The 14,508-nt window shown below is 64.6% G+C and carries 13 protein-coding genes; 5 read left to right on the top strand and 8 right to left on the bottom strand.

Going from position 1 to position 14,508, the window contains the following annotated elements; all coding sequences use genetic code 11:
• Nucleotides 1–32: 32 nt before the first annotated feature.
• Nucleotides 33–341: a hypothetical protein gene (locus QFZ42_RS02085; protein WP_307699357.1), complete on the bottom strand. Its 309-nt coding sequence runs from the start codon at nt 339–341 to the stop codon at nt 33–35.
• A 192-nt stretch (nt 342–533) separates the two neighbouring features.
• Between QFZ42_RS02085 and secA the strand changes: the two genes are divergently transcribed.
• From secA to QFZ42_RS02110, 5 genes are all read left to right on the top strand, one after another.
• Complete coding sequence (gene secA / locus QFZ42_RS02090) at nt 534–3,329, top strand: preprotein translocase subunit SecA (RefSeq protein WP_307699358.1); 2,796 nt, start codon at nt 534–536, stop codon at nt 3,327–3,329.
• A gap of 28 nt (nt 3,330–3,357) precedes the next feature.
• The gene (gene argJ, locus QFZ42_RS02095; protein ID WP_307699359.1) at nt 3,358–4,587 is read left to right on the top strand and encodes a bifunctional glutamate N-acetyltransferase/amino-acid acetyltransferase ArgJ; all 1,230 of its coding nucleotides are present in this window, start codon (nt 3,358–3,360) and stop codon (nt 4,585–4,587) included.
• A gap of 85 nt (nt 4,588–4,672) precedes the next feature.
• Nucleotides 4,673–5,548 carry an ATP-binding protein gene (locus QFZ42_RS02100; protein ID WP_307699360.1) on the top strand — a complete coding sequence of 292 codons (876 nt, stop codon included), beginning with the start codon at nt 4,673–4,675 and terminating at the stop codon, nt 5,546–5,548.
• Nucleotides 5,545–5,994: an 8-oxo-dGTP diphosphatase MutT gene (gene mutT / locus QFZ42_RS02105; protein WP_307699361.1), complete on the top strand. Its 450-nt coding sequence runs from the start codon at nt 5,545–5,547 to the stop codon at nt 5,992–5,994. The genes QFZ42_RS02100 and mutT overlap by 4 nt, the downstream gene beginning before the upstream one ends.
• A gap of 50 nt (nt 5,995–6,044) precedes the next feature.
• Nucleotides 6,045–8,012 carry an acyltransferase family protein gene (locus QFZ42_RS02110; RefSeq protein ID WP_307699362.1) on the top strand — a complete coding sequence of 656 codons (1,968 nt, stop codon included), beginning with the start codon at nt 6,045–6,047 and terminating at the stop codon, nt 8,010–8,012.
• Nucleotides 8,013–8,035: 23 nt separating this feature from the next.
• Here the strand turns inward: QFZ42_RS02110 and QFZ42_RS02115 are convergent, their stop codons facing one another.
• The 7 genes from QFZ42_RS02115 to QFZ42_RS02145 all read right to left on the bottom strand — a co-directional run bounded on the left by QFZ42_RS02115 (nt 8,036) and on the right by QFZ42_RS02145 (nt 14,488).
• On the bottom strand, nt 8,036–8,257 hold the full coding sequence (locus QFZ42_RS02115) for a DNA gyrase inhibitor YacG (RefSeq protein WP_307699363.1): 222 nt from the start codon (nt 8,255–8,257) through the stop codon (nt 8,036–8,038).
• Between the two features lie 25 nt (nt 8,258–8,282).
• The gene (gene zapD / locus QFZ42_RS02120; RefSeq protein ID WP_307699364.1) at nt 8,283–9,038 is read right to left on the bottom strand and encodes a cell division protein ZapD; all 756 of its coding nucleotides are present in this window, start codon (nt 9,036–9,038) and stop codon (nt 8,283–8,285) included.
• A 27-nt stretch (nt 9,039–9,065) separates the two neighbouring features.
• Nucleotides 9,066–10,106: a hypothetical protein gene (locus QFZ42_RS02125; protein WP_307699365.1), complete on the bottom strand. Its 1,041-nt coding sequence runs from the start codon at nt 10,104–10,106 to the stop codon at nt 9,066–9,068.
• Between the two features lies 1 nt (nt 10,107).
• The gene (locus tag QFZ42_RS02130) at nt 10,108–11,601 is read right to left on the bottom strand and encodes an MBOAT family O-acyltransferase (RefSeq protein WP_307699366.1); all 1,494 of its coding nucleotides are present in this window, start codon (nt 11,599–11,601) and stop codon (nt 10,108–10,110) included.
• A 76-nt stretch (nt 11,602–11,677) separates the two neighbouring features.
• A complete protein-coding gene (coaE, locus tag QFZ42_RS02135; RefSeq protein ID WP_307699367.1) occupies nt 11,678–12,283 on the bottom strand; it encodes a dephospho-CoA kinase in 606 nt (201 codons plus the stop codon).
• 10 nt (nt 12,284–12,293) lie between these two features.
• Nucleotides 12,294–13,259: a prepilin peptidase gene (locus QFZ42_RS02140; protein ID WP_307699368.1), complete on the bottom strand. Its 966-nt coding sequence runs from the start codon at nt 13,257–13,259 to the stop codon at nt 12,294–12,296.
• Nucleotides 13,259–14,488 carry a type II secretion system F family protein gene (locus tag QFZ42_RS02145; RefSeq protein WP_307699369.1) on the bottom strand — a complete coding sequence of 410 codons (1,230 nt, stop codon included), beginning with the start codon at nt 14,486–14,488 and terminating at the stop codon, nt 13,259–13,261. The genes QFZ42_RS02140 and QFZ42_RS02145 overlap by 1 nt, the downstream gene beginning before the upstream one ends.
• Between the last annotated feature and the right edge of the window lie 20 nt (nt 14,489–14,508).

The following is a 14,508-nucleotide window of genomic DNA, read 5'->3' on the forward strand; positions in this document are numbered from 1 at the left end:
CGGCAGGACGGGCGAGGGCTCGCCGGCCCCGGTCAGCGTCCCGATTGCACCTTGATCCGGATCGTCTTCACATCCCAGCCCCTGTTCTGCAGCCGGGTGACCAGCATCGGCGACAGCTGGCGCAACTTGGCGGCCGCGGCGCTGCCGTTGACCAGCAGGCACCACACATCCCCCTCGGCCGGTCCGGCCTGGACGGCGGGACGCATGGCCGGCGGAATCAATCCTTCGACTGCCCGCAGCCGTTCGCCCGCGTCGCGCGCACGGGCAATCAGGCTCGCCAGGGTGGGCGAGCCCTCGGCGGCCTGCTGCAACGTGAAGGGCGGGACGGAGCGGCGATTCATGGGTAATCCGGAGGGTGGAACAAGGGCAGCTAAAATGCCCGGTTTGCCGACGCTTGCGCCGGCAGATCCGGTCTGAGCCGCTTTGCTTTCGAGGCTTGCATTCGAAGAAGGCGCGCCCAACTGCTTTCACCATATCTTAGGGAATCCGGTCGCAGTGCCTGCCTGGTCAGGTGCCCGCCCATCTCCACGCCAATGGCAACCAACTTCCTGACCCAGATTTTCGGCAGTCGCAACGACCGGCTCCTCAAGCAGTATCGCAAGACGGTGGAGCGCATCAATGCGCTCGAACCCGAGTTCGAGAAGCTCAGCGACGATGGGCTGCGCGCCAAGACGCTGGAGTTCAAGGAGCGCATCGCCAAGGGCGAAACCCTCGATGCCCTGCTGCCCGAAGCTTTTGCCACCGTGCGCGAGGGCTCCAAGCGCGTCATGAAGATGCGCCATTTCGACGTGCAGCTGCTCGGCGGTATGGCGCTTCACAACGGGAAGATCGCCGAAATGCGCACCGGCGAAGGCAAGACGCTGACCGCCACGCTGCCGGTGTATTTGAATGCGCTGTCGGGCAACGGCGTGCACGTGGTCACGGTGAACGACTACCTCGCCAACCGCGACGCCCAATGGATGGGGCGCCTGTACAACTTCCTGGGTCTCACGGTGGGCATCAACCTGCCGCAAATGCCGCGCGAGGAAAAGCAGCAGGCCTACGCCAGCGACATCACGTACGGCACCAACAACGAGTACGGCTTCGACTACCTGCGCGACAACATGGTGTACGAGCCCGGCGACCGGGTTCAGCGCAGCCTGAACTACGCCATCGTCGACGAGGTGGACTCCATCCTGATCGACGAGGCCCGCACGCCGCTGATCATCAGCGGCCAGGCCGAAGACCACACCGACCTCTACCTGGCCATCAACAAGGTGGTGCCGCTGCTCGTCAAGCAGGAAGGCGAGGCCGATCCGCGCACAGGCGAAGGCGTCACCGTGCCGGGCGACTTCACGGTCGACGAAAAGACGCACCAGGTGTTCCTGACCGAAGACGGGCACGAAAAGGCCGAGCAACTGCTGAGCGAATTCAAGCTGCTGCCCGAAGGCGCTTCGCTCTACGACCCGGCCAACATCACGTTGATGCACCACCTGAACGCCGCGCTGCGCGCACGGCACCTGTACCACCGCGACCAGCATTACGTGGTGCAGCAGGGCGAAGTGGTCATCGTGGACGAATTCACCGGCCGCCTGATGACCGGCCGGCGCTGGAGCGACGGCCTGCACCAGGCCGTGGAAGCCAAGGAAGGCGTGCAGATCCAGGCCGAGAACCAGACGCTCGCCTCCATCACCTTCCAGAACTACTTCCGCCTGTACGGCAAGCTGGCCGGCATGACCGGCACCGCCGACACCGAAGCCTACGAGTTCCAGGAGATCTATGGTCTGGAGACCATGATCATTCCGCCGAACCGCGTCAGCAAGCGCGAGGACCAGCTCGACCGCGTCTACAAGACGACGCGCGAGAAGTACGAGGCGGCGATCCAGGACATCCGCGAGTGCTACGAGCGCGGCCAGCCGGTGCTGGTGGGCACCTCGTCGATCGAGAACTCCGAAATCATCGACGGCCTGCTCACCAAGGCAGGCCTGCCGCACCAGGTGCTCAACGCCAAGCAGCATGCGCGCGAAGCCGACATCGTGGCGCAGGCCGGCCGCACGAAGATGATCACCATCGCGACCAACATGGCCGGGCGCGGTACCGACATCGTGCTGGGCGGCAATATCGAGAAGATGGTCGAAGCGGTCGAAAACGACGAGTCGCTCGACGCGGCCGCAAAAGAGGCCGAGGTGGCGCGCATCCGCGCCGAATGGACCAAGGACCACGAGTTCGTCAAGTCGCTGGGCGGCCTGCGCATCATCGCGACCGAGCGCCACGAGTCGCGCCGCATCGACAACCAGCTGCGCGGCCGTTCGGGCCGCCAGGGCGATCCGGGTTCCTCGCGCTTCTACCTGAGCCTGGACGATCCGCTGATGCGCATCTTCGCGGGCGACCGCGTGAAGGCGATCATGGACCGCCTCAAGATGCCCGACGGCGAAGCCATCGAAGCCGGCATCGTCACGCGCAGCATCGAAAGCGCGCAGCGCAAGGTCGAGGCGCGCAACTTCGACATCCGCAAGCAGCTGCTCGAATACGACGACGTGTCGAACGACCAGCGCAAGGTGATCTACCAGCAGCGCAACGACATCCTCGACGCGGCCGACCTCACGGCGCAGATCGCGGCGCTGCGCGAAGGCTGCTTCATGGACCTGGTGCGGCAGTACGTGCCGGCCGAATCGGTCGAGGAGCAATGGGACCTGGCCGGGCTCGAGAAGAGCCTCTCCAACGAGTGGGGCATCGACAACCTGCCCCTGAAGAAGGAAGTCGAGGCGGCCGAGGCCGTGAGCGACGAAGACATCGTCGAAAAGGTGGTGAAGGCCGCCAACGACACCTTCGATGCCAAGGTGGCGCTGATCGGCCAGGAGAACTTCACGCAGTTCGAACGCATGGTGCTGCTGCAGAGCATCGACACGCACTGGCGCGAGCACCTGGCTTCGCTCGACTACCTGCGCCAGGGCATTCACCTGCGCGGCTATGCGCAGAAGCAGCCCAAGCAGGAATACAAGCGCGAGGCTTTCGAACTCTTCGGCCAGCTGCTCGACTCGGTCAAGAACGAAGTCACACGCCAGCTCATGACGGTGCGCGTGCAGTCGGGCGAGCAGCTCGAACAAGCCGCAGATGCGCTCGAGAGCCGCGGCGAGAACGTGTCGAACATCACCTACAGCGCGCCGACCGAAACCGGCGAAGTCGAGGTGCGCCTCGATGAGGAAAACCAGCGCCGCATCGCGGCCGCGGGATTGGGGCTCGGCACGCTCAGCGCCGAAGCGGCTGCCTTTGCGCGCGTCGGCCGCAACGACCCGTGCCCTTGCGGCAGTGGCAAGAAGTACAAGCAGTGCCACGGCAAGCTCAGCTGACCCAGAAAACTTCCGAAGAGAAAACCCCATGCCCGTGAACCTGTCCGCCCCTGATCCTGCCGCCCTGTTCGCGGTGCCCGGCGTCCGCATCGGCGTGGCCGAAGCGGGCGTGCGCAAGGCCAACCGCAAGGACTTGACGGTCGTGCTGATCGACGAAGGCTCGGCGGTCGGCGGGGTGTTCACCCAGAACCGCTTCTGCGCGGCGCCAGTGCAGGTCTGCCGCGACCACCTGGCGGCCAACTACGGCATTCGCGCGATGGTCATCAACACCGGCAACGCCAACGCCGGCACGGGCGAAGACGGCCTGATGCGCACGCGCTCCACCTGCATTGCACTGGCGCGCCACCTCGAGATTGCGCCCGAGCAGATCCTGCCGTTCTCGACGGGCGTGATCATGGAGCCGCTGCCGGTGGACCGCATCGAGGCCGGCCTGCCTGCCGCGCTCTCCGATGCCTCGGAGAACCACTGGGCGCGTGCGGCCGAAGGCATCATGACCACCGACACGATCCCCAAGGCCTTCAGCCAGCAGGCTCAGGTCGGCGGCGCCACTGTTACCGTCACCGGCATCAGCAAGGGCGCCGGCATGATCCGGCCGAACATGGCGACCATGCTCGGCTTCATGGCCACCGACGCCAAGATCGACCCGTCGCTGATCCAGCCGCTGGCCAGGCGCTTGGCCGACGCTTCGTTCAACCGCGTGACGATCGACGGCGACACCTCGACCAACGATTCCTTCGTGGTCATCGCCACGCAGAAGGCCGCGCACGCGACCATCACCTCGCTGGAATCCGCCGAGGGCCAGGCGCTCGTGGCTGCGATGCAGAACGTGGCGCGCCAGCTGGCGCAAGCCATCGTGCGCGACGGCGAAGGCGCGACCAAGTTCATCACCATCCAGGTCGAAGGCGGCCGCGATGCGGCCGAGTGCAAGCAGGTGGCCTATGCGGTGGCGCATTCGCCGCTGGTCAAGACCGCGTTCTTCGCGAGCGACCCGAACCTGGGCCGCATCCTGGCGGCCGTCGGCTACGCGGGCATTGCCGACCTCGACCAGACCGGCATCGACTTGTTCCTGGACGACGTGCATGTGGCGGTCAAGGGCGGGCGCAATCCGTCGTACCGCGAGGAAGACGGGCAGCGCGTGATGAAGCAGAGCGAAATCACTGTGCGCATCGGGCTGGGCCGCGGCAACGCCAGCGAGACCGTGTGGACCTGCGACCTGAGCCACGACTACGTGACCATCAACGCCGACTACAGGTCATGATGAATGACCCCCACGCTCCGCACTTCGTGTCGTCGCTGCCCCCGAGGGGGCGCTCAACGCCCTTCGGGCGGCCGGGCGGGCGTCGATGAATGAGCAGTTCCAGAGGCTGATCGAGCGCGCCGAGCAGCTGATCGGCCGCATCGAATCGATCCTGCCGCAGCCGCTGGCTGCACCCGCCGACTGGAATGCGTCGATCGCATGGCGTTATCGCCGCCGCAGTTCAGGCCACGGCGTGCTCGAGCCGGTGAAGCATGTGGCTTCGATGGCGCTCGATTCGCTCAAGGAAATCGACCTCCAGAAGGAGAAGATCGAACGCAACACGCGCCAGTTCGTCGAAGGCAAGCCCGCCAACAACGTGCTGCTGACCGGTGCGCGCGGCACGGGCAAGTCGTCGCTCATTCGGGCCTGCCTGCAAGCCTATGCGCCGCAGGGGCTGCGCCTGATCGAAGTCGACAAGGCCGAACTGACCGACCTGCCGGACATCGTCGAGGTGGTGTCGCAGCGGCCTGAAAAATTCATCGTGTTCAGCGACGACCTGAGCTTCGACGAGGGCGAGCCGGGCTACAAGGCGCTGAAGTCGATTCTCGATGGCTCGATTGCGGCGGCCACGCCCAACGTGCTGATCTACGCGACCAGCAATCGGCGCCACCTGTTGCCCGAATACATGAAGGACAACCTGTCGTACACCCACACCGAGGACGGCGAAGTGCACCCCGGCGAAGTGATCGAAGAAAAGATCTCGCTGTCGGAGCGCTTCGGTCTGTGGGTGAGCTTCTATCCCTTCAGCCAGAACGAATACCTGGCCATCGTCGCGCAGTGGCTCTCGTCCTTCGGCGTCAGCGAGGCCGCCATCGAGGCGGCGCGGCCCGAGGCGCTGGTCTGGGCCCTCGAGCGCGGTTCGCGCAGCGGCCGCGTGGCCTACCAGTTCGCGCGCGACTATGCCGGGCGGGCCAGCGCATGAGCGCGCGGCCGCAACCCCAGGACCGCAAGCACACCGAGGTCGCGGTCGGCGTGCTGATCCGGCTGGCCGACGATGCGCTGCTGCTCTCGACCCGGCCCGAAGGCAAAGCGTACGCAGGCTATTGGGAGTTTCCAGGCGGCAAGATCGAAGCCGGCGAAACGGTCGAGCAGGCGCTACGGCGCGAACTGCAGGAAGAGCTCGGCATCACCATCGCAGGCGCCGAGGTCTGGAAAGTCACCGAGCACGACTATCCGCACGCGCTGGTGCGGCTGCACTGGTGCAAGGTCACGGCCTGGAGCGGCGAGTTCGAAATGCGCGAAGGGCAGGAAATGCGGTGGCAGCAATTGCCGCTGGATGTGACGCCCGTACTGCCCGGCGCCATGCCGGTGCTCGAATGGCTGGCAGAGGAACGCGGCATTCCATACGCCGCCGGGTCAGCGGCGTAGTCCCCTAAAAAACAACCAGGACCGCCACAGCGCGTTCAACGACCCCCGAGATGCTGCATCCCAAGTACCGACCGGACATAGACGGCCTGCGTGCCATCGCCGTGGCCTCCGTGGTGATCTATCACGCGTTTCCGGGTGCGCTGCCTGGCGGCTTCATTGGCGTCGACATCTTCTTCGTGATCTCGGGCTACCTGATCTCGACCATTCTTCTGCAAAGCCAGATCGCGGGCGATTTCAGCTACCGCGACTTCTACGCCCGGCGCATCCGGCGTATCTTCCCGGCGCTCATCCTGGTGCTTCTGGCCACCCTGTGCTTCGGTTGGTACATGCTGCTGTCCGACGAGTTCGCGCAGCTGGGCAAGCAGGTCACGGGCGGTGCGGCCTTCTTTGCCAATTTCGTGTTCTGGGCCGACGCGGGCTATTTCGATACCGCCGCGGAAACCAAGCCGCTGCTGCATCTGTGGTCGCTGGGCATCGAAGAGCAGTTCTATATTTTCTGGCCGGTGCTGCTGGGCGTGGCCTGGCGCCGGCGCTGGCCGATGATCCGCGTGATCCTGGCGATTGCGGTGGTGTCGTTTCTCGTCAATGTGCTCACGATCCATCCGTTTCGCACGGCGGCTTTCTATTCGCCGGCTTCGCGCTTCTGGGAGCTGATGGTGGGCGGCATCCTGGCGTGCATGCGGCTGAAGCCCGCAGCGCCGAGCCGCTTGCGCAGCCACGTGCAGTCCTTCGTCGGTGTGGGCTTGCTCGGACTCGGGCTGGTGATGATTCGCGGCGACAAGGCCTTCCCGGGCTGGTGGGCCTTGCTGCCCACGCTGGGTGCGGTGAGCTGCATCGCAGCCGGCCCCACCGGCTTCCTCAACAAGTACCTGCTGTCGAACCGCGTGATGGTGTGGATCGGGCTTATCAGCTATCCGCTCTATCTGTGGCATTGGCCGTTGCTCGCTTATGCGCGCATCCTGAGCGATGGGTCGCCATCGCTGCCCGTGCGTGCGGGCGCGGTCGTCGCGAGCGTGGTTCTGGCCTGGCTGACCTACCGGTTCGTCGAGCGCTACACACGCACGCGCACCAGCCCGGGCTTGCTGCGCGTGCTGGCGGGCCTGGGCATTGCGCTGGTGGTCGTGGGCCTGGTGGTGTTCTCTGGCGTGCTGCAACCGCGCCATCACGACGTTCGCCTCCAGCAGATCTCCGAGGCCGCGGCCGACGTGGGCTACTACGACGACTTCAAGAACTACGAACTCGGGCGGCATCTGCTCTATCAAGTCGGCAAAGGTCCGCGCAAGAGCCTGCTGATCGGCGACAGCCATGTGCAGCAGTACGGCCCGCGCGCCGAGGAACTCGCCCGCACGGCGCCGGACAAGGCAAACACCATCTACTTCGCGACGCAGGGTTCCTGCCCGCCGATCCCCGGCGTTTTTGCCGATGCGAACGTGGGCTGTGCCGAGCGACGCGCGACGGTGCTGGACTTCGCCCGCAGCCCCGAGATCGACACGGTGGTGATCGGCGGCTGCTGGAACTGCTATTTCATCGCGGGCGGCGCGCCAGGCTACTACTTCCGCGATGCGAGCGGTGCGGCGCATCAGTTCCGGGGTGGCGACGGCATGGCACTGGCATTCGATTCGCTTGGCCAGCTGCTGCGCGAGTTGTCGAGCAAGGGCAAGAAGGTGTATCTGCTGCTCGACATCCCTGTGGCCCCCGATTTCGAACCCAAGCGTCTGCTCGAAGGCAGCCGGCTGACGTCCATGAAGCTGTCGACGTCGATGCCGACGCTGCCGATACCGCAGGACCAGCGCGAACTGAACGACAAGCTGCGGCAGATCGGCGTTGCGAGCGGCGTGGAGGTGATCGACGCAGTGGCCAACCTGTGCACGGCGAACGGCCAGTGCCTGCGCACCATGCAGGACGGCGCGCCCGCATACAAGGATTCCGGCCACTTGCGGCCCAAGTACACGCGCTCGTTCGCAACCTACATGGACCGTGCGTTGCAGGACGAGGGTGGTTCTGCGCCGAAGAAATAGCGCGGAGAGAAGCGCCTCGAAGGCTACTGCTGCAGCTTTGGATCGCCGAAGGGCTCGTCGTCCGGCGGCCCTTCAGCGGGCATCCTGAATTCCTCGTTGGCCCAGGCGCCGAGGTCGATGCCCTTGCAGCGTGCGCTGCAAAACGGCCGATAGGGGTTGCTGACGGCGTAGACGCTGTCGCCGCCGCAGGCGGGGCAGCGGACGATCCGTTCGCCGATGTCGTTGCGAGTCTTGCCGTTGCTCATGGCGTGTCCTTGCCGTCGGCTGCGCTCAAGAGCAGAGCGTGAGTTCGAAGGCGGCGTCTTCGGTGCTCTGGTGCAGGCGGTCGTCGGCCTCGTGGCGCATCATTCGAACCGAAACCATGAGCCGGTTGCCGCTGATTTCCGGCACCAACCCGAAACTCGGATCGATACGCAGGCGCAGCAACTGGAAGCTGCGCCCCTGGGGGAGGTTCTGCTGGAACTGGCCGCCCGTGGCAATGACCTTGTAGGGCACATCCGCGTCGCGCAGCAGCTTGAGCAGCAGGTAGATGGACGATGCGAGCGGTGAGAGCGTGTTCGACCAGCGCTCGAGATCCGCGCGGCGGCTTGCCGCGGTGCGGTGTTGCCAGGCGTAGTAGGCGGGCAGATCGAACTCGCAGGTGCCGCCCGGAATGCCGGCGCGGCTGCGAATGCTCATGAGCCATTCGTTCTCCGTCAGCGACTGGCCGGCCTTGCCCGCCACGCTGTTGAGGGCGGAGAAATTGCCCTCCAGCTGTTGGACGACCTGATCCAGCACCGTTTCCGCGATGGCCGGATTGCCCCGGTAGCTGTTGAAGACGCTCTTGTGCTTGTCGAGGTCGCGCATGACGTCGGCCTTGAGGTCGGCGCGTGCGGCAACGTCCATGATCTCGAAGATCGTGACCAGGGCGTAATGGTGGGAAAGCGGCGATTCGGAGGGCACCAACTCTCCGAGGCGACGGAACAGGTGTTCCAGCCTCAGGTAGGTGCGGATGCGCTCGTTGAAGGGGTACTCGTAGAGGATCACGCGTGTCGGTTCATGTCGGGGACGAGTTCATGGCGATTTCGCAGCCGCCGGAGTCGGCTGCACTTCACGCACAGCCTCCAGCATACGCTGACCGAAGAGCAAGTATCCGGCGGTGGAAACGTGGGTTTCGTTGGCTGGATACAAGTCCGTGATTTTGAAGCGGTTCTGCTCGGACAGTGCAAAAAGATCGGGGCCGATCTTCAGGTCGTTGAAAGTGCTCCGGAATGCGGCGGCATGGCTCTGGTCGAGGTATACCGTGCTTTTGTTGGGCACGACCATCCAGATGATGCGGAGTGACGGCGCCATTTTTTCCGTGAACTTCGCCATGAAGGTAGCGGAATCCGCGGTGAGTGGGTCCATCAGACGGTCCTCCGCGGTCATGAGCAATTTGTTGCAAGCCACATGGCTGAATTGCTTGCAGCCATCGGGCACCGTGCGCGCGTCGATGAGCGGGCCCCAGCGGTCGGGCGTGTTGGTCCAGCTCTCGGAACGTTCGATGGCGCGGGTGTTTCGGTAGGTCAGCCAGCCCCTCAGCAGTTCCGCGTCCCAATTCAGACGGAAACCGGTAGGTGCGGGCTTGGACGGATTTTCGAAGGGAGGGGGCGACGGTAGGAAGGCGTACTTCATGGCCGCGCATTCCTTCGAGACTTCGATGCGCCCCTGAAGCAGGCGCTCGATGCTTTCGATGATGACGACCTTGCCTTTGAATCCTGACTTGCGTACCCAGGCCGAGAAGTCGCTGCACATCGGCCCGGTCTTGTCCCAATGCGCCGTCGCGACGCGGTATCCGGCACCGACCAGCGGCGACTGCCAGGCATAGCGGACTGAAAAGCTGTCGCCGATCACGAGCACGTCGGCGTCCTGGATCGAGGAGGCCTTGATGTTCGCGTCCGGAATCGGCGGAGGCGGATGGTGCCATCCGAAATCACGCTCGGAGATGCGCCCGATCCGCGTCAGGTCGCCGTAGGGAATGGGCGTCAGCAGGCTGGTGACCAACAACGCGCAACAGACCAGAAAGCCTGCGGCGAAGATCGCGAGCCACATGCGGGCCGGTTTCGTATCTTCCATGTCAGAACTGGAAATAGAGGAAGGGGCTGTAGCTGCCGAATTTCGACACGCACAAGCCGAACAGGAACACGCATCCCAAGGCCGTCACCACGGTTGCGATACGGTTGAGCGCCGGGCGGCCAGCCAGTGCGGCCACGGTCGGGAGCCACCGGTCGAGCGTGATGGTCGGGGGCAGCGCCAGGCAGATGACGAGGCCGGCCAGCATCGTCTGGAAGAACTCGGGCTTGCGGAACGGCACCTTGAACTCGCCGAAGGCGCTCGGCAGCACGCCATGCATGCCCAGCATCCCCTTGTAGATCTCGATGGCCGCCGTCATGCTGTCGGCGCGGAACACCACCCACGCCACCATCACGCACAGGAAAGTGATGAACCATCCGAGCACGCGGCCGAGGCGCGACGAGCTTGTCTTGCCGCGCCGCACCGTGGCGTTCCAGAGATGGTTGACCATGAGGAAGAGGCCATGCAGCGCGCCCCAGATCACGAAGGTCCATGCGGCGCCGTGCCACAGGCCGCCCAGCAGCATGGTGAGGAACAGGTTCAGGTAGCGCCTAGCCGGTCCCTTGCGGTTGCCGCCGAGCGGCACGTAGAGGTAGTCGCGCAGGAAGTTGGACAGCGAGATGTGCCAGCGGCGCCAGAACTCGATGATGTTGGTCGACTTGTACGGCGAGCGGAAATTCAGCGGCAGCTGCACGCCCAGGCACAGGGACAGGCCGACCGCCATGTCCGAATAGCCCGAGAAATCGAAATAGATCTGCAGGGTATAGGCGAGCACGCCGAGCCAGGCGGTGTACAGCGAGGGCAGCACGCCTTCGTGGACGCCCTTGAACATCATGTCGGCGTACTGCCCCAGCGGATCGGCGATCAGCATCTTCTTGGCGAGTCCGAAAGTGAAGATGCCCAGGCCAAGCGCGATGTTGTTGGCGTTGACCCGGTAGGTGGACGGGTTGCCGAACTGCGGCATCATTTGCGCGTGATGCAGCACCGGGCCCGCGATCAGGTGCGGAAAATAGGTGACGAAAAGAACGTAGTGAATGAAGCTGCGCTCATGCACCTTGCCCTGCCAGCAGTCGACCAGGAAGGCGATCTGGGTAAAGGTGTAGAACGAGATGCCGATCGGCAGCACGATGTGCAGCAGCGGAATCTGCGAGAGGCCCGCCGCGGCCAGCCCGTCGTTCACATTCGAAACGAAGAAATTGGCGTACTTGAAGATGGCCAGCACACCGAGGTTGACCACCAGCGCAATCACCAGCAAGGACTTTCGCTTGCGGTCGTCCCTCCCGGGAGCGGGCGTCAGGCGCAGGCCGAACCAGTAGTTGATGCAGATCGACGCCAATAGCAGCGGAAGGGCCTTGACGCTCCACCAGCCGTAGAAGAACAGCGATGCCAGGGCGAGAAATCCCGCGGCGGCCCGGGCATTGCGCTTACCGATCAGGAAGAAACCGATCAGGACCAGCGGGAAAAAGACAAAAATGAAGGGATACGAATTGAAAAGCATCGCGGGGGAATGGCACCCCGGTGAGCGCCTTCTCTGTCTTGATCGTTATGCGGCCGCTGCAGCGGCAAGTCTCGGATTATCGCGTGCCGGGCGGAGCCCACAGCTTCCAGAGACTCCGTACCTCTGTGCCGAGTTCCTCCAACGAGAGCGACTCGTTGAAAATGACCGCATCCGCGGCCGCTCTGCGCATCTTGCGCGCAGCCTGCTGGGCAATCACCGCGCGCACGGCCTCGGGCGTCCAGCCTGAGCGCGCCATGACGCGGCGCAGTTGCGTCTCCTCGGATGCATCGATCACGAGCACCCGGTCGACGATGGCGCGCCAGCGGCCGGATTCGACCAGAAGCGGCACATCGAAGACGACCGTGGCTTGCTGGCCCGCGGCGAGGGCCAGGCGCTCCGTCTCGGCGCCGATCAGCGGGTGCAGGATCGACTCGAGACGCTTCCTGGCGCCGCTGTCGGCGAACACGAGTTGCCTCATGCCGACGCGGTCCAGGCCGCCATCCGGTGCCATGACGGCGGAGCCGAACGCGGCCTCGATCGCGGGCATGGCGGCGCCTCCGGGTTGCGCGATGCGGCGTGCGATCGCATCGGTGTCGACCAGTACGGCGCCCTCGGCGACCAGCAGCGCAGCCACGGTGCTCTTGCCGCTTCCGATGCCACCCGTCAAGCCGATGCGCCGCATCACGCGCTCTTCAACGGGCGATTGCGCTGAACGGAAAGGCGAAGGGAATCCATTGCCTCACGAGCTCCGGACCGGCGACGAGACAGACAAGGCCGGCGCCGGCAAGGAAAGGACCAAAGGCCATGGGAATGTCCTTGTGCGCCAGCTTCCCGACAAAACGCAGCGCGAGCCCGATCACGGCGCCCACCAGCGACGAAACGAGGATGATGGCGATGAGGGAATCGGCCCCCAGCCATGCGCCGAGCGCCGCCAGCAATTTGAAGTCGCCATGACCCATGCCTTCCTTGCCCGTTGCCAAGCGGTAGCCATGGTACACAAGCCAGAGGCTCAGGTAGCCGAACACGGCGCCCCACACCGCTGAACTCAGCGCAACGCCGGTCCAGCCCATGGCCGCACCGATGAGCCCCAGCCAGAGCAGGGGGTAGTTCAGCGCGTCGGGCAGGAACTGGGTGTCGAAATCGATCAGGAACTGGCAGATCAGCAACGCTGCGAACGCCGCCCAGAGCGCACCCGTGGGCGTCAGGCCGAAGCGGTAGGCACAGAGGGCGAAGAGCGCGCCGGTCACCAGTTCGACCAGCGGATAGCGTGGGCTGATGGATGTCTTGCAGGCGGCGCAACGGCCCCGCAGCACCAGGTAGCTCAGCACCGGAATGTTCTGGTACCAGCGGATCTTGTGCCCGCAGGCTCCGCAGCGCGAAGCCGGCCGGCTCAGGTCGAAAGGGGGCAGGCTCTCGATGGCCACGGCCGCCTTGTCTGCTGCGGCTTCGAGCCCGGGCGGGGGCGCTGCCTTCGGCCCGAACACGAGGCTCCAGAGCGAGGGAGCGTCCTTGGACGACATGAGGTTGGCCACGGCATCGGCGAGCCAGTCCCGGTACATCATCACCGGGGTGCGGTAGATCACCACGTTGAGGAAGCTGCCGACCAGCAACCCCAGGACACCCGCGAAGGCGGCGTCGAACCCCTGCGACACCAGCATCAAACGACTTGGCCCAACTTGAAGATCGGCAGGTACATCGACACCACGATGCCGCCGATGATCGTGCCGAGGAACACGATGATGATGGGTTCCATCAGGCTCGAGAGGCCCGCAACCATGTCGTCGACTTCGGACTCGTAGAAATCCGCGGCCTTGCCGAGCATGTGGTCGATGGAGCCGGACTCTTCGCCGATGGCCGTCATCTGGATCACCATCGACGGGAACAGGTTGACGTTGGTCATGGCCGAAGTGAGGCTGGTGCCGGTCGAGACCTCCTGCTGGATCTTGGCCGTGGCGTCGCTGTACACGGTGTTGCCCGATGCGCCGCCGACCGAGTCGAGCGCTTCGACCAGCGGGACACCGGCGGCGAACATGGTGGCGAGGGTGCGGGTCCAGCGGGCGATGCAGGATTTTTCGATCAGGGTGCCGAAGATCGGCACGCGCAGCAGCGCGCGGTCCATGACCCGCTGCACTTTTTCGTTGCGCTTCCAGGCCTGCAGGAAGAAGTAGGTGCCGCCGCCGATCACGCCGAAGATCAGCCACCAGTACGAGACGAAGAATTCGCTCATGCCCATCACGAAGAGCGTCGGCGCCGGCAGATCGGCGCCGAAGGAGGTGAACACCTGCTTGAAGGCCGGAATCACGAAGATCATGATGATGGCCACCACGACGAACGCGACCACGACCACGGACGTCGGATACATCAGCGCCGATTTGATCTTCGACTTGATCGCCTCGGTCTTTTCCATGTAGGTGGCAAGACGGTCCAGCAGATCTTCCAGGATACCGGCCGCTTCACCGGCTTCCACCAGATTGCAATAGAGGTTGTCGAAATACTTCGGAAACTTGCGGAAGGCCGCCGACAGCGAGGTTCCGGTTTCCACATCGCTGCGGATGTCGTTCAGGAGCTTGGCAACACTGGGGTTGGCATTGCCCCGGCCGACGATGTCGAACGACTGCAGCAGCGGCACGCCGGCCTTCATCATGGTTGCGAGCTGGCGCGTGAAGATCGCGATGTCCTTGGGCTTGATGGACTTGCCCGAGCGCATGCGGCGCTTCTTGATCTTGGATGCAAGAACGCCCTGGCGCCGCAAAGCCGCCTGCACCTGGTTCTCGCCGGCGGCCCGAAGCTCGCCGCGCACCAGCTTGCCGTTGCGGTCCTTGCCTTCCCACTCGTAGACAAATTCCTTGAGCGTGTTTGAAGTGCGGGTGGATGCCACTGTTGCCATTCGATCTCCGATTTCTTGCA

The organism is Variovorax paradoxus (assembly GCF_030815855.1).
Classification (GTDB): domain Bacteria; phylum Pseudomonadota; class Gammaproteobacteria; order Burkholderiales; family Burkholderiaceae_C; genus Variovorax; species Variovorax paradoxus_M.

Coding starts and splice junctions, on each gene's coding strand:
- QFZ42_RS02085 (WP_307699357.1), bottom strand. CDS start 341: ATGAATCGCCGCTCCGTCCCGCCCTTCACGTTGCAGCAGGCCGCCGAG.
- secA (WP_307699358.1), top strand. CDS start 534: ATGGCAACCAACTTCCTGACCCAGATTTTCGGCAGTCGCAACGACCGG.
- argJ (WP_307699359.1), top strand. CDS start 3,358: ATGCCCGTGAACCTGTCCGCCCCTGATCCTGCCGCCCTGTTCGCGGTG.
- QFZ42_RS02100 (WP_307699360.1), top strand. CDS start 4,673: ATGAATGAGCAGTTCCAGAGGCTGATCGAGCGCGCCGAGCAGCTGATC.
- mutT (WP_307699361.1), top strand. CDS start 5,545: ATGAGCGCGCGGCCGCAACCCCAGGACCGCAAGCACACCGAGGTCGCG.
- QFZ42_RS02110 (WP_307699362.1), top strand. CDS start 6,045: ATGCTGCATCCCAAGTACCGACCGGACATAGACGGCCTGCGTGCCATC.
- QFZ42_RS02115 (WP_307699363.1), bottom strand. CDS start 8,257: ATGAGCAACGGCAAGACTCGCAACGACATCGGCGAACGGATCGTCCGC.
- QFZ42_RS02125 (WP_307699365.1), bottom strand. CDS start 10,106: ATGGAAGATACGAAACCGGCCCGCATGTGGCTCGCGATCTTCGCCGCA.
- QFZ42_RS02130 (WP_307699366.1), bottom strand. CDS start 11,601: ATGCTTTTCAATTCGTATCCCTTCATTTTTGTCTTTTTCCCGCTGGTC.
- coaE (WP_307699367.1), bottom strand. CDS start 12,283: ATGCGGCGCATCGGCTTGACGGGTGGCATCGGAAGCGGCAAGAGCACC.
- QFZ42_RS02140 (WP_307699368.1), bottom strand. CDS start 13,259: ATGCTGGTGTCGCAGGGGTTCGACGCCGCCTTCGCGGGTGTCCTGGGG.
- QFZ42_RS02145 (WP_307699369.1), bottom strand. CDS start 14,488: ATGGCAACAGTGGCATCCACCCGCACTTCAAACACGCTCAAGGAATTT.